Source organism: Paraburkholderia sp. SECH4, from assembly GCF_030511745.1.
Classification (GTDB): Bacteria; Pseudomonadota; Gammaproteobacteria; order Burkholderiales; family Burkholderiaceae; genus Paraburkholderia; species Paraburkholderia madseniana.
This window is the reverse complement of record NZ_JALOCP010000008.1, coordinates 247,004-268,654: the sequence shown is the minus strand read 5'-3', so window position 1 is coordinate 268,654 and position 21,651 is coordinate 247,004. Positions and strand designations below refer to the sequence as shown.

At 61.7% G+C, this 21,651-nt stretch carries 19 protein-coding genes and 5 pseudogenes; 11 read left to right on the top strand and 13 right to left on the bottom strand.

What is annotated here, in order from left to right; translation table 11 throughout:
- Positions 1 to 25: 25 nt before the first annotated feature.
- The 4 genes and pseudogenes from phbB to M0D67_RS14565 form a co-directional block, all read right to left on the bottom strand.
- Positions 26 to 769, bottom strand: a complete 744-nt coding sequence (gene phbB / locus M0D67_RS14580) for an acetoacetyl-CoA reductase (protein WP_266238973.1) — start codon at positions 767 to 769, stop codon at positions 26 to 28.
- Positions 770 to 925: 156 nt separating this feature from the next.
- A complete protein-coding gene (locus M0D67_RS14575) occupies positions 926 to 1,495 on the bottom strand; it encodes a phasin family protein (RefSeq protein WP_171925652.1) in 570 nt (189 codons plus the stop codon).
- A gap of 300 nt (positions 1,496 to 1,795) precedes the next feature.
- Positions 1,796 to 1,993 carry a hypothetical protein gene (locus M0D67_RS14570; protein WP_171925653.1) on the bottom strand — a complete coding sequence of 66 codons (198 nt, stop codon included), beginning with the start codon at positions 1,991 to 1,993 and terminating at the stop codon, positions 1,796 to 1,798.
- A 450-nt stretch (positions 1,994 to 2,443) separates the two neighbouring features.
- Positions 2,444 to 2,665 (bottom strand): annotated as a pseudogene (locus tag M0D67_RS14565) (nitric oxide dioxygenase); the annotation flags it as partial.
- A gap of 212 nt (positions 2,666 to 2,877) precedes the next feature.
- Here M0D67_RS14565 and M0D67_RS14560 point away from each other — a divergent pair.
- Entirely contained in the window at positions 2,878 to 3,375 is a 498-nt protein-coding gene (locus M0D67_RS14560; RefSeq protein WP_266238972.1) for a 2OG-Fe(II) oxygenase, read from the top strand.
- Positions 3,376 to 3,781: 406 nt separating this feature from the next.
- On the opposite strand, the gene M0D67_RS14555 is transcribed toward M0D67_RS14560, so the two are convergent.
- Genes M0D67_RS14555 through pdhA form a run of 3 tightly spaced genes read right to left on the bottom strand, consistent with a single transcriptional unit; the run spans position 3,782 to position 6,963 of the window.
- Positions 3,782 to 4,897: a dihydrolipoamide acetyltransferase family protein gene (locus M0D67_RS14555; RefSeq protein WP_171925654.1), complete on the bottom strand. Its 1,116-nt coding sequence runs from the start codon at positions 4,895 to 4,897 to the stop codon at positions 3,782 to 3,784.
- Between the two features lie 4 nt (positions 4,898 to 4,901).
- The gene (locus tag M0D67_RS14550; RefSeq protein ID WP_171925655.1) at positions 4,902 to 5,882 is read right to left on the bottom strand and encodes an alpha-ketoacid dehydrogenase subunit beta; all 981 of its coding nucleotides are present in this window, start codon (positions 5,880 to 5,882) and stop codon (positions 4,902 to 4,904) included.
- Positions 5,875 to 6,963, bottom strand: a complete 1,089-nt coding sequence (gene pdhA / locus M0D67_RS14545) for a pyruvate dehydrogenase (acetyl-transferring) E1 component subunit alpha (RefSeq protein WP_266238970.1) — start codon at positions 6,961 to 6,963, stop codon at positions 5,875 to 5,877. The genes M0D67_RS14550 and pdhA overlap by 8 nt, the downstream gene beginning before the upstream one ends.
- Positions 6,964 to 7,092: 129 nt before the next feature.
- On the opposite strand from pdhA, the gene M0D67_RS14540 reads away from it, so the two are divergent.
- Complete coding sequence (locus M0D67_RS14540; RefSeq protein ID WP_171925656.1) at positions 7,093 to 7,566, top strand: YbhB/YbcL family Raf kinase inhibitor-like protein; 474 nt, start codon at positions 7,093 to 7,095, stop codon at positions 7,564 to 7,566.
- A gap of 93 nt (positions 7,567 to 7,659) precedes the next feature.
- Here the strand turns inward: M0D67_RS14540 and M0D67_RS14535 are convergent, their stop codons facing one another.
- Positions 7,660 to 8,043: a hypothetical protein gene (locus M0D67_RS14535; protein WP_154566265.1), complete on the bottom strand. Its 384-nt coding sequence runs from the start codon at positions 8,041 to 8,043 to the stop codon at positions 7,660 to 7,662.
- Positions 8,044 to 8,123: 80 nt separating this feature from the next.
- Positions 8,124 to 8,255, bottom strand: coding sequence for a hypothetical protein (locus M0D67_RS14530; protein WP_266238968.1), 132 nt, complete (start codon positions 8,253 to 8,255; stop codon positions 8,124 to 8,126).
- 30 nt (positions 8,256 to 8,285) lie between these two features.
- Here M0D67_RS14530 and M0D67_RS14525 point away from each other — a divergent pair.
- From M0D67_RS14525 to M0D67_RS14510, 4 genes and pseudogenes are all read left to right on the top strand, one after another.
- Positions 8,286 to 8,788: pseudogene (locus tag M0D67_RS14525) on the top strand (transposase); the annotation flags it as partial.
- A 674-nt stretch (positions 8,789 to 9,462) separates the two neighbouring features.
- Positions 9,463 to 11,655 carry a penicillin-binding protein 1A gene (locus M0D67_RS14520; RefSeq protein ID WP_216674154.1) on the top strand — a complete coding sequence of 731 codons (2,193 nt, stop codon included), beginning with the start codon at positions 9,463 to 9,465 and terminating at the stop codon, positions 11,653 to 11,655.
- Positions 11,656 to 12,350: 695 nt separating this feature from the next.
- A pseudogene (locus tag M0D67_RS14515) lies at positions 12,351 to 12,524 on the top strand (IS3 family transposase); the annotation flags it as partial.
- 32 nt (positions 12,525 to 12,556) lie between these two features.
- Positions 12,557 to 12,667: pseudogene (locus tag M0D67_RS14510) on the top strand (IS6 family transposase); the annotation flags it as partial.
- Positions 12,668 to 12,874: 207 nt separating this feature from the next.
- Here M0D67_RS14510 and M0D67_RS14505 read toward each other — a convergent pair.
- The gene (locus M0D67_RS14505; protein WP_266238967.1) at positions 12,875 to 13,537 is read right to left on the bottom strand and encodes a TetR/AcrR family transcriptional regulator; all 663 of its coding nucleotides are present in this window, start codon (positions 13,535 to 13,537) and stop codon (positions 12,875 to 12,877) included.
- On the opposite strand from M0D67_RS14505, the gene M0D67_RS14500 reads away from it, so the two are divergent.
- Positions 13,536 to 14,465 carry a threonine/serine exporter family protein gene (locus M0D67_RS14500; protein WP_171925660.1) on the top strand — a complete coding sequence of 310 codons (930 nt, stop codon included), beginning with the start codon at positions 13,536 to 13,538 and terminating at the stop codon, positions 14,463 to 14,465. The genes M0D67_RS14505 and M0D67_RS14500 overlap by 2 nt on opposite strands.
- A gap of 228 nt (positions 14,466 to 14,693) precedes the next feature.
- Positions 14,694 to 15,629: a hypothetical protein gene (locus M0D67_RS14495; protein ID WP_266238966.1), complete on the top strand. Its 936-nt coding sequence runs from the start codon at positions 14,694 to 14,696 to the stop codon at positions 15,627 to 15,629.
- Positions 15,630 to 15,654: 25 nt separating this feature from the next.
- On the opposite strand, the pseudogene M0D67_RS14490 reads toward M0D67_RS14495, so the two are convergent.
- Positions 15,655 to 15,759 (bottom strand): annotated as a pseudogene (locus tag M0D67_RS14490) (oxidoreductase); the annotation flags it as partial.
- Positions 15,760 to 15,890: 131 nt separating this feature from the next.
- Between M0D67_RS14490 and M0D67_RS14485 the strand changes: the two are divergent.
- Both M0D67_RS14485 and M0D67_RS14480 read left to right on the top strand, forming a co-directional pair.
- Positions 15,891 to 16,328 (top strand): carboxymuconolactone decarboxylase family protein, encoded by a 438-nt coding sequence (locus tag M0D67_RS14485; protein ID WP_154559323.1) that lies wholly within the window; start codon positions 15,891 to 15,893, stop codon positions 16,326 to 16,328.
- Between the two features lie 58 nt (positions 16,329 to 16,386).
- The gene (locus M0D67_RS14480; RefSeq protein WP_171925662.1) at positions 16,387 to 17,082 is read left to right on the top strand and encodes an FMN-dependent NADH-azoreductase; all 696 of its coding nucleotides are present in this window, start codon (positions 16,387 to 16,389) and stop codon (positions 17,080 to 17,082) included.
- A gap of 51 nt (positions 17,083 to 17,133) precedes the next feature.
- Here the strand turns inward: M0D67_RS14480 and M0D67_RS14475 are convergent, their stop codons facing one another.
- Positions 17,134 to 17,505: a hypothetical protein gene (locus M0D67_RS14475; protein WP_154559321.1), complete on the bottom strand. Its 372-nt coding sequence runs from the start codon at positions 17,503 to 17,505 to the stop codon at positions 17,134 to 17,136.
- 399 nt (positions 17,506 to 17,904) lie between these two features.
- On the opposite strand from M0D67_RS14475, the gene M0D67_RS14470 reads away from it, so the two are divergent.
- Positions 17,905 to 19,023: a porin gene (locus tag M0D67_RS14470; RefSeq protein WP_171925663.1), complete on the top strand. Its 1,119-nt coding sequence runs from the start codon at positions 17,905 to 17,907 to the stop codon at positions 19,021 to 19,023.
- A 40-nt stretch (positions 19,024 to 19,063) separates the two neighbouring features.
- On the opposite strand, the gene M0D67_RS14465 is transcribed toward M0D67_RS14470, so the two are convergent.
- A complete protein-coding gene (locus M0D67_RS14465) occupies positions 19,064 to 21,610 on the bottom strand; it encodes a penicillin-binding protein 1A (protein ID WP_266238965.1) in 2,547 nt (848 codons plus the stop codon).
- Positions 21,611 to 21,651: the final 41 nt, after the last annotated feature.

Sequence of the window (21,651 nt, the reverse complement as noted above, 5' to 3'; positions counted from 1 at the left end):
AACCTCCATAGCAGAACTATCGGCTTCACTGCAGGTGTTGCCCCCCGTTGATTGCAATGTTGGCACCGGTCACGAAACCCGCTTCGCGCGAGCACAGGTACAGCACGAGTGCGGCGACTTCGTCGGGCTCTCCGAGCCGGCCGACCGGAATCTGCGGAATGATCTTCGTCTCGCGGATGTCCTCGGGCACCGCCATCACCATCTTCGTCGCGATATAGCCGGGCGAAATGGTGTTGACGGTGACGCCCTTCCTCGCCACCTCAAGCGCCAGCGATTTCGTGAAACCATGCATGCCGGCCTTGGCCGCCGCATAGTTGGTCTGGCCGAAGCCGCCCTTGGAGCCGATGATCGACGACACGTTGATGATGCGGCCCCAGCCACGCTCGACCATGCTGTCGCACACCGGCTTCGTCATGTTGAACACCGAATCGAGGTTGGTCCGGATTACCGCGTCCCAATTGATCTTGTCGAGCTTCCTGAAGCTGGCGTCGCGCGTGATGCCGGCGTTGTTGATCAGGATGTCGACCGCTCCGACTTCAGCTTTGATATGCGCCGCGCATCTTTCGCACGAGTCGTAGTCAGCGACGTCGACTGCGTACGCGCGGAATTGTCGTCCCTGTGCTTCCATCCGTGCGAGCCACTCGTTCGCACCGGTGTTGCCCGGCGAACAGGTAACCACGACCGCATAGCCGGCGTCATGCAGCTTGATGCTGATCGCTTCGCCAAGTCCGCCCATTCCACCCGTCACCACCGCGATCTGCTTTGCCATCGAATCGTCCTCATAAAAGCTGGCGTCATGCTCATCTGGAGCAACACTGCCTTCAGTCCATGAATTGGATGTACCGGAAGGCGGGATCCCCTATCCATAAGGAATCCTTTATATATTACAGAAACCATACCGCGGGCATCGCTGCCCGCGCCAGTTCTAACGCTTCGCGCCCGCTGCTACGGGAGCCTGTCCGGAGTTGCTTCGCACGGCCTTTGACGCTGAAGCTGTGAGTGCATCAAAATTACTCCCGGCAACCTGCACGGCCTGTTGTCCCGTTTTCTGCAGCGTTTCGTACAGGGTCGTGGTGGCGGCGATCGCTGATTTCCACGCAGCGATCGCGGCTTCAGAACCTGCGGGACCATGCTTCGCCGCTTCCTCGACGAGTGTCTGCACGCGATCGTTATACCGATCGTAGTGCGCCTGTGCGAGTTGCGTGACTTCAGCCTGAGTGGTCGACGCGATGTCGAACACTTGCCGGCTGTATGACAGCGATTTTTCCGCGAAGGGTCCGGTGAAGCCTGCTTGCAGCGCGAACCACTGCTGCGGGTCTGTCGTGCCAGGCACCTTCGTCACGTTCTCCTGCGCCTCGGCGAGCGTGGACCTGACGACCTGCAGGTTCAGCGCGACCAGTTTCTCGATGCCTTCAAAGACCTTTCCGGTCAACCCGAAGAACGCGTCGAGGTTGGCCTTCGCGGCGGCGACTTGCTCGGGACTCGATAGAATCATTGTTGAATTCCTCAAAATCCGGTCCGGCGCGCGAAACCCCGATCGAACGGATGTGTTGCGGCGGATCGTCATGATGGATAAATCGAAGTGCAAGGACGCCTGCCAGGCAGCATGCGTCGCAAGGACCTCGGTCGGTCGTTACATCAACAGGCACTACAACTTAAACCCCAACTGCGACGCTTCGTTCATGACTGTTGCTTCGGCGCGCTCGCCGTATGGTGCAGCGGCACTTGTGTCGCACATGGGGGACAGCAAACGCTGCGATTTCATTCAGGGCCGTGAGATGGACGCCACAGATGTCTAGCGCATCCGGCCGACGGCCTTGAGAATGGAATCGCCGTCGTTTGTGACCTGAGGACGTGGGTGTCCTGACGCGAGGTTTTCCAGTGAGATGAGTTGCTGCTCGAACAGAGTGCCGAGCTCGGCGCGGTCCAATCCAATCTGGTCTGGCGCGTCCTTGATGAGCATTAAGGCGGCGAATTCATGGGGACTCAGCATATCGTCTCCTCGATTTAGTCTGTCTGCGCGGGGAGTATTAATTACCCGCTCCAGCGTGCATGCCCGGCAAATATTCCTGCCGCCCCTCCGTAAAGCGATCATTCGAAAAATAGAATCACGGAGACGCCATCATAACCGCTCAATTGTTAAATGCAATATACGGGATACTTTTTATGGGCACAACCATTTTGTCTGATGAATATTTATGTATATTGCATGACAGCGCGGCGTCGTCCACAACGCCACCGCCGATCCCAGTGGATGCCCGGCTGGCAAGGCCCATGGACTGATCCGGACTACACCCCAATGTTTGAATCAATGACTCAAGTAATGATGCCAGTCCATTTGGCTTCATTGGATGAGTTTATAGTTGAGTATTGTATTTATGGGCTAACGTCCATTTGAAGCGGTTATCCTTAGCTCGACATTGCGAAATATTTATTACAGCGAAAGGATCGAATTCTTGATCAGATTGACGTCGACGAAACCCGCGTAGTCACGGCCCTGCGTATCCTGGGGCAGCGGCTCGTTGTAAAACACCACCAGATGAAAATTGGCATGCGCCGCAGCGCCCTCACGCAGCCGGTCACGCATCGCATGCACGCTGCAATTGCGGGCGCCGTGTACGAATACCACCTGCCTCTGCGGATCCTGTATTGCCTTCTTGAGCACAAGCCCCCTTGCCGATACCCGCCTCGGGCGGCCGTTCGAATTTCCACCCAGCACCTTCGTTCGAAGGAACAAGCAGTGACCCGATCACACTCGCTGGCGCGTTTCGATGCACCCGGAGATGAACAGCATCGACGTATCGTGGATGCCATTCGTGACCATGGCTGGTCGGAGCAGGACAATTTTTTCCACCGAATTTGACGCTCGCGCTGGCGTTGGAATGTGCAGCTCTTGCGACGGCCGGGACGCTCACATTGGCGCTTGTCGGCCAGGGCGCGACACGTTCGCTTCAGCCCGATGTGCGCGGCGACCGGATTCAGTGGCTGGAGGCGGGCCAGTCCGAAGCCCGTGACCAGTATCTCGCGATCATGGAAATGCTGCGTATTGCGTTGAATCGCGGGCTCTTTCTGGGACTCGAAGAATACGAAAGCCACTTCGCATACTACGCCCCGGGCGCTTCGTATCAGCGACACCGCGATCGATTTCGCGATGACGATAGCCGCACGGTGTCCGTCATCGTCTATCTGAATGCGGACTGGCTGCCTGAGGACGGCGGCGCGTTGCGGCTACATCCAGAGGGCTTGAGCACGCAGGACATCTTGCCAGTCGGCAGCCGGATCGCAGTGTTTCTATCCGCCGACATGCTGCATGAAGTATTGCCTGCGACGCGCGATCGCATGTCGCTCACGGGATGGTTTAGACGCCGATCATGATCTTCCAGGCCGTTCCGGGGACCTGATCGTTTCGGCGCTTGACGCCGGTCGCGCAAATTCAATGAATTGGCAGACACGAAATAATTTTCGTCAGGGGCAGCACCGTGCGCGTAAGCGAGTCAAATACAACTCGAAGTTTTAAGTATGGCTCCGCCGCCCAGATGGACGACCATGGTCCGACAAGATACCTGTATGACATTCAGACGGTCGACTTCTCGCATGTTCAATGTCACCAGTGCTGTTGGACACATGGCCGACTCCGAAATCTCGCAACAGGCCGCCTAGCATGCCAGCGTTCAAAAACCCGACATTTCTATTTGGCTACCCCTACGACACTTCAGAATGGCCTCGACAAGTGATGTAGAGGCTAAGTTGTAATGTCCGCTTGTAGCCAAGTTCAGATCAGCTACCGTTCCATCTGTAGATCCGCCATCGTCGCGGCAAGAAAACGCGCGGCTTCACCGCCCGTGACGACCCGATGGTCGAATGTCAGACTCAGCGGCAAGATCCGATGCACGGCGGGCACGCCGGCGGCCGCCACGACCTGTTCGTGAATGCGCCCGGCGCCGAGAATCGCGACCGTAGGCGGCACAACGATGGGAGCCGCATATTTACCGGCGATCATGCCGAAATTCGACAGCGTGATCGTATTGCCGCGCAGTTCTTCCGGCGGGATCTTGCGCCCCCGGATGTCGGCACGCATCCGGTCGAGCCCGCCGCGCAGATCGGCCGGGTCGCGTAACGCGACGTTGCGCAACACCGGGACGAAGAGGCCATCCGGCAGATCGACGGCGATGCCAAGATCGATTTTCTCCAGCACGCGGCGCCGCCCCGTATGTCCGTCGAACCAGGCGTTAAGCCCCGGTTCGGCCCGGCATCCTGCCACCAGTGCACGGATCAGGCGAATCGTGACATCGGTATCGGGTGGCCACGCATTAATGTCGGCATCGTCGATAACGGTTGCCGCTGCTACCTCGCTGTGCGCGCGCGCCATGTTCTGCGCCATTGCACGCCGCACGCCGCGCAGCACTTCGGGCGGCCCGAGCTCGGCGAGTATCTTCGCGGCGCGCTGCACGTCTGCCGCTGTGATAACACCTTCCGGACCCGATGGCGTCACCATCGCCAGATCGACATCCAGCTTGCGCGCGAGCGCCCTCGCCGCCGGGATCGCCTTGATCACGCCAACACCCGCCCCCATGCCGCCGCCAGGCGCCGTCGGCGCGTCCTGCACTACATGCTGGCCGACCTCCATATGGCCGACCACGGTGCCGGCATCGGCTTCGTCGCCCTCTCCTTCGAATGCGGCAAGCGGCGCGCCCAGATGCACGACGTCGCCCGGCTGACCGAACAGCTTCGCGATACGGCCGGATTGAGGCGACGGAATCTCGACGATCGCTTTCGCCGTTTCGACCGACAACAGCGGTTGATCCGCGCGAATCTCGTCGCCGCTCTTGACGTGCCACTCGACGATCTCCGCTTCCTGCAAGCCTTCTCCGAGATCGGGCAGTTTGAAGACTTTCATGGCTTCACGACGCCTCCAGAGTCTGCCTGACCGCGGCAACGATGCGCTCCGTGCCTGGCATATATTGATTCTCAAGTCTGTACAGCGGCACCACCACGTCATATCCGGTGACGCGCTGCACCGGCGTGAGCAGCGAGTACAGTCCACGCTCGGCGATATTGGCGGCAATCTCCGCGCCCACCCCTCCGGTGCGCGAGCCCTCGTGCACGATCACACAGCGTCCGGTTTTCGCTACCGACGCGAGAATGGTGTTCATGTCGAGCGGTTTGAGCGTCGCCACGTCGATCACCTCGGCCATCACGCCTTCCTGCGCAAGCAGCTCGGCCGCGGCCTGCACGTCCTGCACCGCGCCGCCCCAACTCACCAGGGTGACATCCGACCCATCGCGCAGCGTGAAGCAACTGTCGAGCGGCAGTGCTTCGCCGTTGTCCTCCACCGGCTGTCTGAAGAGCCGGTATAGTCGCGTCGGTTCGAAGAAGATCACCGGGTCCGGGTCGCGCATCGACGCGAGCAGCAAGCCGTATGCGCGTGCAGGAGACGATGGCGTCACGACGCGCAATCCGGGGATATAGGTGAACAACGCTTCAGGGCTTTCGGAATGATGCTCCGGCGCGTGAATCCCTGCGCCGCACGGCGCACGGATCACTAGCGGACACGTCAGCCGTCCGCGGGTTCGATGCCGCAGACGCGACGCGTGATTCAGAATGTGATCGATGGCCGGATAGATGAACCCGCTGAACTGGATCTCCACGACCGGCTTCAGGCCCATCGCCGCCATGCCGATCGCGGTGCCGGCGATCGCGGTTTCAGCCAAAGGCGTATCGATCACCCGCTCTACGCCGAATCGCGCCTGTAACCCGACCGTCGCGCGGAACACGCCGCCGTTCACGCCGATATCCTCGCCGAGCAGCACGACGGCTGGATCGTGCGCCAGTTCGTAGGCGAGCGCCTGATTGAGCGCTTCGACCATGTTGAGATCAGCCATGGCGATTCCCCACAGCAGGCGCAAATCGCTGCGCCATCGCCAGTTGCTCATGCATCGCCAACGGCAAGCTCTCGTACAGATGATCGAACATCGCGGAGGTATCCGGCGGCGGTACCGCCAGATACGCGTCGACGGCCTGCTCGACCTGCGCAAGGCACGCGCGGCCGAGTTGCTCGTCCTGCGCCTTGTCCCAGACGTTTAAGCGCATCAGGTAAGTGCGCAAGCGCAGCAACGGTTCGTACGCCCATTGTTTGCTGAGGACCTCGGCGTCGCGATAGCGCGTCGCGTCATCGGCTGTCGTGTGATCGCCAAGGCGGTAGCTGAGCGCTTCGATCAGCGTCGGGCCATCGCCCCGGCGAGCCTTGGCGAGCGCCGCGTGGACCACATGGTGCACCGCGATCACGTCGTTACCGTCGACCTGCAGTCCATCGATTCCCGCAGCGATCGCTTTTTGCGCGAGCGTTTGTGCAGCGCTTTGGCGGCTGCGTGGCACCGAGATCGCCCACTGGTTGTTATTGACCACAAGGACAAGCGGCGCCTGCCAGACGCCGGCCATGTTCATTGCTTCGTAGAAGTCGCCTTTGGACGTGCCGCCGTCGCCGAATATCGCCACCGCGACGCGCGGTTCGTGACGCAGCAGGAACGCGTAGGCCGCGCCGGCGGCATGGCACACCTGCGTGCCGATCGGCACACAGTTCGGGAAGTCGTCGCGCGGCACGCTGAAATCGCTGCCGCGTTCGTCGCCGCCCCAATACAGCAGACTTTCCGTCATCGTGACGCCGCGCAGCAATTGCGCGGCGTGATCGCGATAGGAAGGAAACAGCACGTCGTCGGGCTGCATCGCGCTGGCGACGCCGACGCCGATCGCCTCCTGTCCAACCGACGACGCGAAGGTGCCGAGCTTGCCGGTTCGCTGCAGTGCAACTGCCTTCGTGTCGAACGCGCGTGTCAGCACCATCGCGCGATAGAGCGGAATCAGCGCCGCCGGGTCCCGTGCAAACGCAGGCAGCGGTTGAGCAGGCTCGCCGTCGGGGCCGAGGTATTGCGTGTAGCCGATATGAAAACTGGCAACCGTGGTCATGATCGCCCTCCACGTTCATTCGGATATCGTATACGCGTCGGAGTTCGCTCGCACGAGCGCTACCGTACGAACACTGCTGTGCTCGTGCATTCAAACCCGCCATACACCGCTATCGCTGAGGAGAGTGCCATGACGCTTACGATCACATCGCAAGCCTTCCAGCAGAACGGAGAGATTCCTCCGCAACATACCTGCCAGGGCGCCGATGTTTCCCCGCCGCTCGCGTGGTCCGGCGTGCCCGCGAACGCAAAAAGCCTGGCGCTGATCGTCGACGACCCTGACGCGCCGGACCCGGCCGCGCCGAAAATGACCTGGGTACACTGGGTGCTCTACAACATCCCGCCGACGGCAACCGGGCTGCCCGAGGGCGCCGCTGCAGGGAGCTTGCCAGGCGGCACGCTCGAAGGCACGAACGACTTCCGGCGTGCCGCTTACGGCGGCCCGTGCCCGCCTGTGGGACACCACCGCTATTTCCACAAGCTGTATGCGCTCGACACCGTACTGCCCGATTTGAAAGGCCCCAGCAAGGCGGCACTCGAAAGAGCCATGCAGGGGCACGTACTGGCACACGCCGAATTGATCGGCACCTATCACAAACGATGAGCGAGAGCGTTGTTATGAGCATGACTCAACCCGAAATCAACCTGAAACGCTGCCTCGCTTCAAACCAGGGCTGAAGTTTCGGTGATGTCCGCATCAGGGCTCACCACTGCGCCAACTCGCTGCAGTCAGGCGCTCCACCGCCGCGTAGTAATGCGCCTGCGAAGCTCCGGCATCGTCGTTCTGATTCGCCTGCAAAATGTCAAACAGATGCCCCGCGACAACTGAGCCGATCGCGTGGATAGCATCGTGTCGCGTGAGTCCCTCTTTCATGAGGCGATCCATCGCCCGGACCACGGGATCGAGGTCCAGGGCAAGCTGGTTTTCGACGATCGCGTGTAGTACGGCATGTACCTTGACGTTGGGAAGCTTGATCCGGGCGACGCGATGCCAGGTCTCAATGAGATGAGTTCGCTCCTGTTCGTCGAGTTCGAGCCATGATTCAGGCTCGGGCGCGCGCTCCGGGTTGTATTGATCCATCGTGACAATCCTGTACCGAGTTCTGTTCATCGTAAAACCTGTGAGCGGTTGTACGGGTCATCATCTTAAGGCACGCCGTGTCAGCGCGTCTTCATATAAGCCGCATACAGCCCGCCATGCAGATCGCGCAGCGCCTTGCGACGCTCCACCAGCTCGTGCTGGTTGCCCTGCCGTTCGAGGCTGAGCTCCGGGATGCGCCAGGGCGCTGTCACGTTGGCAGGGTGCTCGCGTAACATGTTGCGATGACGAAAACGAAATCGCTTTATCACGGCCACCGGTTCCCGGCGACGGTCATCAGCCATGCGGTGCGTTGGTACTTCCGGTTCCAACTGAGCCTGCGTGACATCGAAGAGTTGCTGTTCGGTCGCGGCGTGACGGTCAGCTACGAGACGATTCGCCGCTGGTGCGATAAGTTCGGCGCGAGCTTTGCCCATCGGGTGAAAGCGGCGCGCCGCAAGCCGGGTAGCACGTGGCACATCGACGAGATGTTCGTCACCCGCGCAGCTATCCGGCGGCGAAAGCCGACATCCCGGATCTGGTCAATGTGAAGCACGTGTTTGTCAAGGCTGCGGCCCGCGTCAACAACCGTGCAGAGAACAGCCATCAGCCCACACGGGAGCGCGAACGGCGCATGCGAGGCTTTCGCGACCCGAAGCGCACGCAGGCCTTCGTATCGAGCGTCGGTCCGATCCGGCAGCACTTCGCACTGAAACGACATCTGCTGCGCGCTTCTCTCTATCGCAAACACCTCGCGGACGGGTTCGTCGCATGGCGCGAATTTACCAATGTCGCCCAAACTCCGTCGAACGCTTTCCGAGCCACAGCGCCTTATGGATCATCATCGACGAAGTCCCACAAGTTGACAGTGCCAACGGATCTCATTCGATTTGCGGCTTTAGATAGCGGCAGGCTCATGGGGCGGACCTCTGTAATGCGGTAACCAATCCGAGGATATCAGTGCGATCCACCGTCGAGACTTACTGCTACGCCGCCCTCAGGAAATTCTCGCGCCTATGAAAGGAAAGCGACGAAAACCGATCCCGATTGACACGGAAAGTCATATCAGTCCTTCGACCTAATGCCGGCCTTGCCTCGGAGACTCACCCTGGTCATGAAGAAGGCGCTCGGCCTCCTGATCCCCGGATCGGCATTCTCAGCGAGTGATCCATATGAGGCGTGCCTCCGTCTTCGCGCCTGATGCAATCGCGTTCGACCATATTTCCGCGTCCTGATCGCGGGCAAAGGGCCACCGCAAAACCGGGGCCATAGTCAGCGAACGTCGTCCACACGAAACAAATGTAATCATCTGTTAATGCCGCGCGCCGCAGCCTTTTTTGACGACGGAAGCGCCGTTCCGTTTTGGTACGATCCCGGCTTTTCCGCCAGCGCCCCGCCACCGTGAATCGCCGATATTTATCGTTGTTTCGTGAACATTACGCACGGTGGCTCGCCCACATCAAACCGCTGGCCGCCGCCGGCAGCACGAAGGCCAGACTCGACTTTAACAGCGCGCTGCGCCGCCTTCGCCACCCAACGCGACGGGGCATCGCGCTGACACTCGCCGCGTTGCCGGCGTTCTTCCTGCTATACGTGCTTGCGCTCGTGCCGTTTACGCCGGGCATCGGCGACATACGCAAAGCCCGCGTCGATCGGCCAGCGGTGATCGTGTCGGCCGACGGCAAACTGCTCGCGGAATTCAAGCCAGTCAATCGCGAGTGGGTGTCGCTCAAAAAGATCTCGCCGTCCATGGTGGATGCATTGATAGCGACCGAAGACCGCCGCTTCTACGAGCATCACGGCATCGACTGGAAGCGCACCGCGTCGGCCGCACTGCATACGTTCTCCGGCGACCGGCAGGGAGGCTCGACGATCACGCAGCAGCTCGCGCGCAACCTGTATCCCGACGAAATCGGCCGCGCGCCGACCCTCACGCGCAAGCTTAAGGAAGCGATCACGGCGTTCAAGATCGAAGCTGTGTACAGCAAGGATCAGATCCTCGAGACGTACCTGAACACGGTGCCGTTCCTGTACAACGCCTATGGCGTGGAAATGGCCGCACGCACCTACTTTGGCAAATCGGCCGATCAGCTCGACATCCTCGAAAGCGCGACGCTCGTCGGCATGCTAAAGGCCAACAGCGCCTACAACCCGGTGCTCAATCCCGAGCGCGCGTTGCAGCGGCGAAACACAGTGCTCGGACAGATGAACAAGTACGGGAAGCTCAAGGTCGACGCTTACAGCTGGTTGAAGCGACAACCGCTTAACGTCGATTTCGAGTTGCAGACCGCGTCACCGGGCGCCGCGCCTCATTTCTCGGCGCAATTGCGCAAGTGGCTGATCGCATGGGCCGATCGCAATGGCTATAACATCTATGCCGACGGGCTGGTCGTGCGCACGACCATCGATTCCCGCCTGCAGGCGATGGCGACGCAGGCGATGAACTGGCAGACGAACCAGTTGCAATCGATCGCGAACGACGCATGGAGCGAACGCACGGGCTGCTGGCCGGGCAACGACCTGTTCCAGTCATTCATCCGGCAGACGCCTGACTACCGCGCCGCACGCGATGCTGGTCAATCGGATCCGGCCGCGCTCAGGAAGCTCGACACGAACCCCACGTTCGTTCGCGCGCTCTGCCGGAGCAAGACGCAGATCCAGGCGGGGTTTGTCGCGATCGATCCGCGCAACGGATATATCAAGGCATGGGTCGGCAGCCGCGACTTCAGTGACGAGCCGTTCGATCACGTGCAGCAGGCGCGGCGCCAGCCGGGTTCGACGTTCAAGCCGTTCGTCTACGGCGCGGCTTTTGCGGACGGCGCGCGGCCGAACGATACGATCGTCGACCGGAACGTCGCCATTCCGCTGACAGGGCATGCGAGCTGGCGGCCTACCGACGCGGAACCGCCGACCGGCCGACCGATGACGCTGCGCGACGCGCTTGTGTATTCGCGCAACCGTGTCACCGCTCAGCTCATGCAAAAGGAAGGCCCCGAGAAGGTCGCACAGCTCGCGCGTGCGATGGGCGTGCGCGAGAGTCCGCTCGAAGCAGTGCCGTCGCTCGCGCTCGGCACGAGCCCCGTCACGCTCAAGGAAATGGTCTCGGCGTACAGCACGATCGCGAACCGCGGCGCCTATCTCGAACCGCGCATGGTCACGCGCATCGAGGATCACGACGGCAAGGTGCTCGCCGAATTCGCGAGCGCATCGCCGGAACAGGCACTGCCCGCTGGCGCCGCGCAAACACTCGTCGACGTGATGCGCGACGTCGTTAACCGGGGCACCGGCGCAGGCATCCGGACGCGCTTCGGGATTCGCGCCGACGTGGCCGGCAAGACGGGCACGACGCAGGACAACACGGATAGCTGGTTCATCCTGATGCATTCGCAACTGGTTGCAGGCGCATGGGTAGGTTTCGACGATGCACGTGTGACGCTCGGCAACGACTATTGGGGCGAGGGCGCGCACAGCGCCTTACCGATGGTGGGCGCGTTCTATGACATGGCGCTGCGTGCGAGGGTCATTGATCCGGATGCACCGCTCGGCCCCGAGACCCGGCCACCCCGCACGGTCCATGCGCGACGGCATCGACACTTCCTCTTCTGGAGCTTCTGATGTCGTCGCTGGCGGACGCGACATTCGCATTCGCCGGTGCCGCCGACGCAGCCTCTCAATCCGAGGCGGCCGTCAGTAGCCCGCTGACCGATTTCTCGATCCGGATCGCTCGACCGAAGCCTACACCGCTAACCGCGCAAGCTTGGCGCCTTGCGGTGTCGAAACGATCCGTTGCGGCACATGGGCAAAGCTCTCTTTGTATTTGCTGAAATGTGTTTGCATACTGCTTTTTGCGCATGAGACGGAATGCGCCGAACACTGCTGAGTAACAACGTATGGAAAAGGATCGAAGCGATCTTGCAGAACGTCGTTCTGGCGTTAGGAGGTTGAGCGCCTTCGCCCTGACCAGGGTGAGTCTCGGGGGCCAGGCCGGCAGTAGGTCGATGCGCGACGTTGCTTTACGCGGAAGCGGTCATTCACTGGCAGTCACGAGTGAGGCAGGAGGAATGCCCGCAACGGCCGACCAGCGGTCCTCTGAAATCCTACTAGCCATGCCCTGCACGTTGCAAAATCGCGCCAACGGCGCTTAGGGCGCCCTGCTCCACAATGCCTTGGCGAGCTTTCCCACGATGACGGGTTATCACGGCCCGGACCAGCAGATTCACTTGCCACGAGCGCCGCGACGGCAAAGAAGTCTTCTCCATTCCGCCATTTTGGGATTTTGCATAAAAGAAATGACCAACATTTGAACAATCGTGCTTTCATTGCTCGTGCACCACCAACGGTTCACGACACGCGCCGAGGCCCGACAGGCCATCACCGAATACATCGAGATCTTTTACAACCGGCAACGCAAGCAGCCGCGTCTTGACTATCCGTCACCCGCTGCCTTCACGCAGCGATTTTATAAAACGCAACTCGCGGCGTAACCCATTGCTCTCCACTATTGACGGCGGACCTCGTCATTGTGGATGGCATTGAGATGATGCATATGATCCGCAAGGGGAAAATGAATTACGCCAAAGGGATCGGCGCGTCAGCCGCACAGCAATTCCATTCCCTCGCCTCATAAACGATCGCGGCCCGCGCACGGCGCTCGCTCCTCCGTCCTTATCGCGACGGTGCGCGCTCTACTCCCGCTCGCCGCGCTTGCACGGCATCTGACACCTTGCCTGCTGCATCGCCATGACGATGGAAGCGCCATCGATGAGATCGAGTAGTCGCCTCATGGGCCAAACGTCTGCTTCCATACGACTTAGCGCCGGCACGACGCACAGCGTCATCCGCGTGTCATGCCTTGGCGCCTCGCGCCGCCGGCTTCAGCATTGGGTCGAAGGCGGGTCAAATGGCTCGCAATCATGCCGGCCACAATTTCCGCAACCGTCTGCGCGCCGAGTGGCTCGTCGCAAAGCAATTCGACCGTCGCGTGGATAAGATCCACCGCGATGCGTCCGGCAAGTCGCAACTGCTCGACATCAGCGTCCGGAAACGCCGCCGCCATCACGACAGTCTGCTCCTGTGTCACGCGCGAGTGAGAATGAAGACGCAGTTCCTGCAACGTCGGCACCGCTCGCAGCGCACGCAGGATCCAGACGCCGCCCTGCGTCCGTTCGGTGACCGCATACGTATCAATTATCAGGCCCCGCAATGCCCGCTCGAGGTCCTGCGTCGATCCCGTAAGCGCCGCCGGCGTGATCCAGTGCGGGATCAACTCGTTCTGTCGATCCATCAACCGTTCCCCCAACACGCGCAGCAACGCATATTTATTGGGGAAATACCTGTAGAGCGCGGGCGGAGTCAGACCGGCGCGCTCGCATACCAGGTTAGTCGACAACCGCTCGATGCCGACGTCAGCCAGTGTCTGTGCGGTGACGGCAATGATGCGCTCGTAGGTCATGTCGACCGCAGACGCCCGCCCGGCGCTCGTAGCGGCAGAGCGCATGCCACCCGTTGCGATATTCCGCTTCGCTTTGTTCGCGGCCATCGGCGCAGCGCCTCTCGGCGTGATCTACGGCGTGTACGACGCGGCGAGCCTGGCTCTGATCGCCCTGAGCGCCGGCGCGGGCGCCCTTATCCGTCGCTGGCAGGTGAAGCTTGGCAGCGACCCTTTCCTCGAACCGCTGACCGCGGCCACGCTCGCCGGCGTGATCGGTGCCGTCGCAGGTTGCATCCACCTGTCAGACGCGCAATCGCTCGTCGCGTTTTGCCCCTGCATGGTGCTGGTTCCCGGCCCGCATATCCTCAACGGTGCGATCGATCTTGCTCGCACCCGGATCACACTGGGCGTCGCACGACTGACCTATGCCGGTCTCATCGTGCTGATGATCTGTACGGGCCTGCTGATCGGGACGGCCGCTAGCGGCGGCGCCCTTCAGGCCGGTATGTCCGCGGCCGCGCCCGCGCCCTTCGCAGCCGATGTCCTCGCCGCAGGATGCGCCGTCGCGAGCTTCGGGACTTTCTTTTCGATGCCTTGGCGCCTGCTGCCCCTGCCAATCGTCGTCGGTATGCTGGCGCACGCCGCGCGCTGGGCGCTCGTCTCGATCCTGAGCGCCAACGCTGCGATGGCGGCGTTCTTCGCCTGTCTTCTGGTGGGCCTCATCGTTGCGCCGCTCGTCGATCGCCTACGCCTGCCCTTCGCCGCCGTCGGCTTCTCTGCGGTCGTCTCGATGATGCCGGGCTTCTACCTGTTTCGCGCCGCAAGCACGCTGCTTGAGTTGGTCGCCGTCGGACCGCGCGCGTCAGCCGACCTTGTCCCGGCCCTCGTCGCGAATGGCGCCACGGCGTTCCTGATCATCCTGGCCATGACCGTGGGACTGGTTTTGCCTCGCATGCTGTTTGCGCGGTTCGCGACGGCGCGCCCGGCCTTTTGAATGACCTTCAAGCCCAAACCGCGGCGGATGGTTGTTGCCTGACCCGAAAAGCGGCCAGCTTCCGGGCGACAACCATGTGATTGTCCCTTTCGCTCGAAGCAACAAACGGTCACGAAGTTCTCGCACAACCTACGGTAGTCTGTCGGGATTGGTTCAGCAGCGGCGGGTCTGCGAATCGACTCCGCCAGTACGACAACGGTTATCGACACCTGATGGAGGGTACTTACTGTGGCTACGAACAATAGCGGTACGCTGTATGTCCTGCAGGCACGTCCACCGGCGATCATCGCTCTGTCGCCGGACGGTTCACACGAGGTCGTTCTCGGGAACCTCACGCGCACGCCCGACGGCATCAAGGTCGATGCTGAAAACCAGATGGTCTACTGGACCAACATGGGAACCGGCATCCATCTGGTCGACGGCGATCCGGCTTCCGGTGCAGTTCCCCCGAACGACGGCACGATCGAAAGCGCGAAGCTCGACGGCAGCGAGCATCGGGTGCTGGTGCCTTCCGGTATGGCCGGAACGCCCAAGGAAATCGTGCTGGATAAGGAAGGTGGTCACCTGTACTGGTGCGATCGCGAAGGCATGCGAGTCATGCGTGCGCGGCTGGACGGCACGGAGGTGACGGAACTCGTTCGCACCGGGAATTTCCCGGAGGATACGGCCGACGCGAAGCGCCATTGCGTAGGCATCGTCCTGGATAAGGCAAACGGGCATGTCTACTGGACGCAAAAGGGAGCGCCGGATGCCGGCGAGGGGCGCATCTTCAGGGCGGGCATCGAGCTGCCGCCTGGTGCGACACCCGATCGGCGCCCGGATATCGAATGTTTGCTGGCCGATCTGCCCGAGCCGATCGATCTCGATATCGATCACCGCGACACCATGCTTTACTGGACGGATCGCGGCGACGATACGCATGACGGAAACACACTGAATCGCGCAAGAATCACGGCGTCCGGACTGGTTGATCGCCAGGTGCTCGCTCGCGATCTGAAGGAAGGGATTGGCGTGTCTCTCGACTCACGGGGGCGCCGCGCATTTGTGACCGATCTGGGCGGCAACGTGCGCGAGTTGGACATCGATCTGAAGCAAGAAGCGCATTTCACCACCGTTGCTCATCTGGGTGCGCTGACCGGTATCGACTACGCGGAAGACATCTGAGTCGGATCCCTCAGAACCGCCCGGCTCAAGGCTCCTGACTAGTCGGCCTGAACAGGATTTCGTTCAGGCCGACGTCGCCCGGCGGGCTCATCGCGAAGGCCACCACGCAAGCGAACGATTCCGCGGGAATCATCACCCACGATACATGGATAAAGTGGCTACCCAAAAATAGACAAAATCGGTCATTTAATAACACCAGTCGAACGCCTAATCTTCACTCACCGACGCCACGGCGTGGGTCCAACCCCCAAGGAGTGAATCATGGAACAACGTCTCGACTTCTACAAAGCCAACCCCGCTGCCATCAAGGCGATGCTCGGCGTCGAAGAACGCATCGGCAAATCGGCCCTCGAAAAATCGCTGACCGAACTGGTCCGTCTGCGCGCCTCGCAGATCAACGGCTGCGCGTTCTGCGTCGACATGCACGTCACCGACGCCCGCAAAGGCGGCGAATCCGAGCGGCGTCTGGCCACCGTCGTGGTGTGGCGTGAAACGCCCTTCTTCACCGACCGTGAACGCGCGGCGCTCGAATGGACCGAAGCACTCACGCTGGTGTCGCAAGAACACGTACCCGACGCCGTGTGGCAAGCCGTACGCCCGCATTTCAGCGACGAAGAACTGGTCGACCTGACGCTGCTGATCTCCGCCATCAACGCATGGAACCGCTTTGCGATCGCGTTTCGCAAGATGCCGGCTTGAGCGCGCCGTCGCCACGCCCCTGCGAACCCTTTCTGCATAACCCTGAAGGAACGAAGTCATGAAAATCATGCACGTCGACGCGAGCGCCAAACGCGAGCGATCCAACTCGCGCGCGTTGAGCCAGCATTTTCTGGAGCGCCTGCGTGAAGAAGGTCTGGATATCGAGGTCGACTACCTCGACGTCACGGTCGATACGCCGCCGCATGTGAGCGAAGCATTCGCCATCGCGACCTACACGCCGTTGGATGAGCGCACGCCCGCCATGAAAGCGACGCTGGCGGCATCGGATGCGCTGTGCAAGCGCCTGCTCGACGCCGACGCGTTGGTCTTTGCCATGCCCATGTACAACTGGTCGATGCCCTCCGTGTTCAAGGCGTTTATCGACAGCATCACGCGCACCGGGCTGACCTACGTATTCACAGACGACGGGCGCATAGAAGGCCGGCTTGCGCGGCAAAAGGTGCTTTTCATCACGAGTCGTGGCGCTGACTTACGCGCCGGCTCGCCCTACTCGTCGATGGATGCGCTGACGCCGGCGCTTAAGGCCGCATTCGGATTTCTGGGCGTCGCGGACCCGACCTTTGTCGACGCGCAGCCGTTGCAGTTTTCGGATCAGGCCGCACGGATCGAAGCACTCGAACGCGCGCGCACCGAACTCGCCGCGGTGGCGGCGCACTGGGCCAACCCGGCGAAGTCGGAGCCGGCCTCGGCATCGGAACTGAACAACGATGTCATGGCACTCAGCCACGAGTAATCGCATGAAAATTCATACGCTGACGGCGACGGTAGCGCTCGCCGGTCTCCCCTAGAACTTCGGATGACACTCGAAATTCACTGACGACGCATGCTCGGTCATCATCTGCACGCCGCTCACCGTTTCAGTCGTGACACTGCTCTGCATGCCGCGACGCTCGCAGTAGTCGCGCGCCTCGCTTATTGCGTGTTCATGCGCGCGCGCCCAGGCCATCTTCCCGCCGGTGGCGCTCGCCGCTACCGTGTATGTGCCGGGTTTGTCGGTCGCGACAACATCGGTCGTCGATGCGCATCCCACCAGGCTGGCGCACGCGGCCACTGCCGCGATGAGCACCCGCCCCCGCCTGGACAACGCGCTTCTGCGCTGCGGCACTACGGATGCCCGCTCCTGATCGAGCACGGAATCTGACACAGGGTTGAACATATTCGTCTACATTTTTTAACCGTTTACCAATCTCGAAATTATGCGCAATCAGGCGCGCGAGATCAGCATCGTCACCTGAAAACACTGTTGCACACGGCTGAACAATCGCTGGCAGTCCACGCCAGGAAGGGGCTCCGCAAGTCCGCGGCACAACAGACGAACACCGCGTCCCCGCGGGCCTGAGCCCTGTTTCCGCGCCCCTTCTGTTTCATGCAATTTCTGCACTCTCCTCATACGAACAATGCACTGGCTTTATTCCTCTAGTTGACCGAAATTAGCACGGTCATTCCATTTTGCGGCGCGCAGGAGTCGGGTCGGAGAACCCCACCCGCGTTAACTCCGCAGCAAAGACTGTGCAATCGAGTCCGCAACCGGCGGATATAAAAAGAGGAGACATGCATGCGTTTTGTCAACCATGGCGTTTGCGGAGCCACGCTGATTCTGGCCGCCGGTGGCGCCGCGGCCGCCGAGTCGAGCGTGACCTTGTACGGCGTCGTCGATGCGAACATCCAGTATCTGGACAACGGCGGCGTTCATTCGTATGCCGAAAAGAGCGGAGGCTCGACGGGCTCCCTGTTCGGCCTGAAGGGCACTGAAGACCTGGGCGGCGGCCTGAAGGCGCAGTTCACCGTCGAAACGGGCTTTAACGTGAACAACGGCGGTTTGTTCGCCGACACGTCGGCGCTCTTCTATCGTCAGGCATGGGTCGGCCTGAGCCACGACCAATACGGCTCGTTGACCATGGGACGCCAGTACGAGCCGAGTTTCCGGGTCATCTATCCGTCCGATCCGTTTCGCGCGAACGAAGTGTTGTCGCCGTTTTCGGCCAACGTCCTCGCAGTGGATCGGAACACGCTGTCGACGCAATACGATTCCGGCCGCGCCAGCAATTCGATCATGTATCAATCGCCGGATATGAAGGGCCTGAAGTTGTACGGCATGTATGCGTTCTCTGCCACGGTGAGCCAGCCTGTGCCGGCCACGACCGGCAACATGCTGAACGTCGCGGCCACTTACTCGGGCTACGGTTTCTACGCGGGTCTTGCCTACGTGAACCAGCATCCGGGACAGGTGACCATCGCCGGCCTGCCCACGTCGCTGAGCCTGCTGGGCACTGAGCACTTCATCGGCGCGCTCGCTTACCGGATCGGTATCGTGAACTTCCAGTTCAACTATTCTTACAACCGCCCGCAGGACCCGGCGCATGGGTCGCTGGCCGCGCACCTGGGCACCGCCCATTCGCTAAGCATTGCGGAGTTGGGCGCGACGATTCAGGCAACCCCGGCCGATACGATCACGATTGCGGGCGTTCAGCGCAGCGTGCGCGGTGCGCATGACAATACGCCGAGCATCGAACTGGGCGTCGATCATTCGATCTCTCAACGTACGAGTTTGTACATGCGAGCGGGCTACATGAAGAACAACGGTACCGCCACGGTGAGCTGGCCGGGCGTGACCGTGACCGCACCCGGAACCAAGCAGATTCTTGCAACGGTGGGCATGACACATCGGTTCTAAGGCAAATCGCCGCCGCTGGCTGGGGCGGCATGGTCGAACCTCAGGGCGATGCGCTCGCGCTCGCTGGCACGCTTGGGAGTGAGTTTGCCGCGCCGCCGCCTGCATCCGGCGGCAACACGTCGTCCGGCGTGGGCGTCGGCGCCAGGGCCGGCTCGCCGCCGCCATGCACCTCACCGTCGACGGCCCTGTTTGCAGGCGCAGCCGTTGATGCCGGTGCTTGAAGGAGCGGCGGCTGCGGCGGCAGCGCGCGCGGTTCAACATCCGCGGCGGTTGCAGACGCCACGGATGTCGATGCCACCGATGCAGCGGATGCCGGTGCAGCTACAGCCGTAGCTGTGGCAACAGCAGGCGCATGGCGCGTCGTATTGCGCGTGCCAACCGGCGCCTCCGTCTTCCCGGGCGACGCTGCAAACAGATGCTGGAACCACTCGCGCAGCCTGCCCGAGCGTTCCGCAAACCAGCCCGGCTCCTGATCGGTCGCGAACCTGACGCGACTGTCCACCAGCTTCGAGCGTTGCGCGCGCTGGAAAAAGTCGCCGACGATCGGCAACGCGCTGTGCGCCCCCTGGCCCCAATAGTCGCTGCGCAAGGTGACCCGGTTGTCGTTGAAGCCGACCCACGCCCCGGCCACGAGTTGCGGCTGGATCAGGATGAACCAGCCGTCCGCGTTGCCCTGCGTCGTACCCGTCTTGCCCGCGACATCGCCACGCACGCCGAAGCGGCTGCGAATGCTCGAACCGGTGCCCCTGCTCACCACGTCGCGCATCACATCGACGAGGGTACGGGCGGCGTCGGCCGGCAACTCCTGTTTGGGCGATGCCGGCTCGAACTCGGCCAGCACTTCGCCGTTGCGGTCTTCGATGCGGGTGACCATCACCGGCTCGACGTAACCGCCAAGGTTGGCGATCGTGCCGTAGGCCGAGACCATCTCTTTCAGCGTCACTGGGCTCGTGCCGAGCGCGAGCGACGGCACCGGATCGAGTTCGCTGTCGCGCACGCCCATGGCGCGTGCCAGTCTCGCGACCTTGTTGGGACCGACCGTTTCCATCAACTGGGCGGTAATCCGGTTGCGCGAATAAGCTAGGCCGTCGCGCAGACTGATAGCCCGCTCGCTCGGCTCATCCTCGTCGCTCGGACGCCAGACTTCGCCGCCGGCCAGCGGAATTTCGACGGGCTTGTCGATAAACGTATCGCTGGGTTTGGCGCCATCTTCGAAGGCTGCGGCGTAGACGAACGGCTTAAAGGTCGAACCTGGTTGACGCCGCGCCTGCTGGACGTGGTCGAACGGGTCCTGGCTGAAGTCGCGGCTGCCGACCCATGCCTTGATCTGGCCATTGCGCGGGTCCATGGCGAGGAAATCCGCCTGCACCCGGGTCTTGGATTCGCACACGCTCTTCACCAGGTCGCGGTCGGACGAGACCCGCTTCATCGCGTCGTCATCCGTCAGGCCAGCGTCTTTTGCGGCGCGATAGTCGGGCGTTTCGCGCAGGAAAGTCTGCAGCAGGTCGCGGCCATTCGCACAACCCGCGCGCGTGCCCCACGCCGAATTCGCGATGCCCTGCAACTGGTTGCCCTGCAAGGTCACGGCCTGAGTGGCCATGGTCTGCAAGCGTGAGTCGATGGTGGTGCGCACCACCAGCCCGTCGGAATAGATGTTGTAGTCGTTGCGATCAGCCCATGCCGCGAGCCACTTGCGCAGTTGCTGCGCGAAGTGCGGCGCGGGTCCGGGCGGCTCGGTTTGCCGCTCGAAATCGATTCGCAAGGGACGGCGCTCAAGCGTCGCATAGGCCGCGGGCGTGAGCTTGCCGTACTTGACCATTTGCTCCAGCACCGTGTTGCGCCGTTGCAAGGCGCGTTCCGGGTTGAGTACCGGGTTGTAGTAGCTATTGCCCTTGAGCATGCCGGTGAGCGTCGCGCTTTCCAGCACATTCAGGTCGCCGGCCGATTTGTCGAAATAGGTTCGCGCCGCCATCTCGATGCCATAGGCGTTGTAGAGGAACGGCACCGTGTTGAGGTAGGTCTCGAGGATCTCGTCCTTGGTGTAGAGCGCCTCGATCTTGAAGGCCGTAATCGCCTCCTTGATCTTGCGGGTCAGCGTGGGCGCGCGGCCGATCTCGTCGGGATAAAGATTGCGGGCGAGTTGCTGGGTGATGGTCGAACCACCCTGCCGGTCGCCGGAAAACGTATGCAGCGCGGCGGACGCCGTGCGGCGCCAATCCAGCCCGAAATGCTGGTAGAAGCGGTGGTCTTCCGTGGCGATCAGCGCATTCACCACGTTCGGCGAGATGTCTTTGAGTTTCACCCACTCGTGGTTCGAGGGCTTGAATTCGGCCAGCAGTTTGCCGTCCGCCGAGAGAATCTGCGCCGGCTGCTCGATTTTCGCCTTGCGGATGTCGCCGATGCTGGGCGTGAACGGGATCAGGATCAGCACATACAGAAGCAGCAGCACCGGGATCGCGGCGCAGGCCCGTGCCACGCCGCGCAGCGTGGGATGGCGCAGGTGCCAGAGGCCCCGGACGATGGGCTGGTTCGCCCGGGTTAGCCCTTTTTCAAGGGTCTGTAGGAATGAGGTGATCAGGCGCTTCACACTTGCTACCGTCTGCTGGGAAAGGCTGAATCCTACCAAGA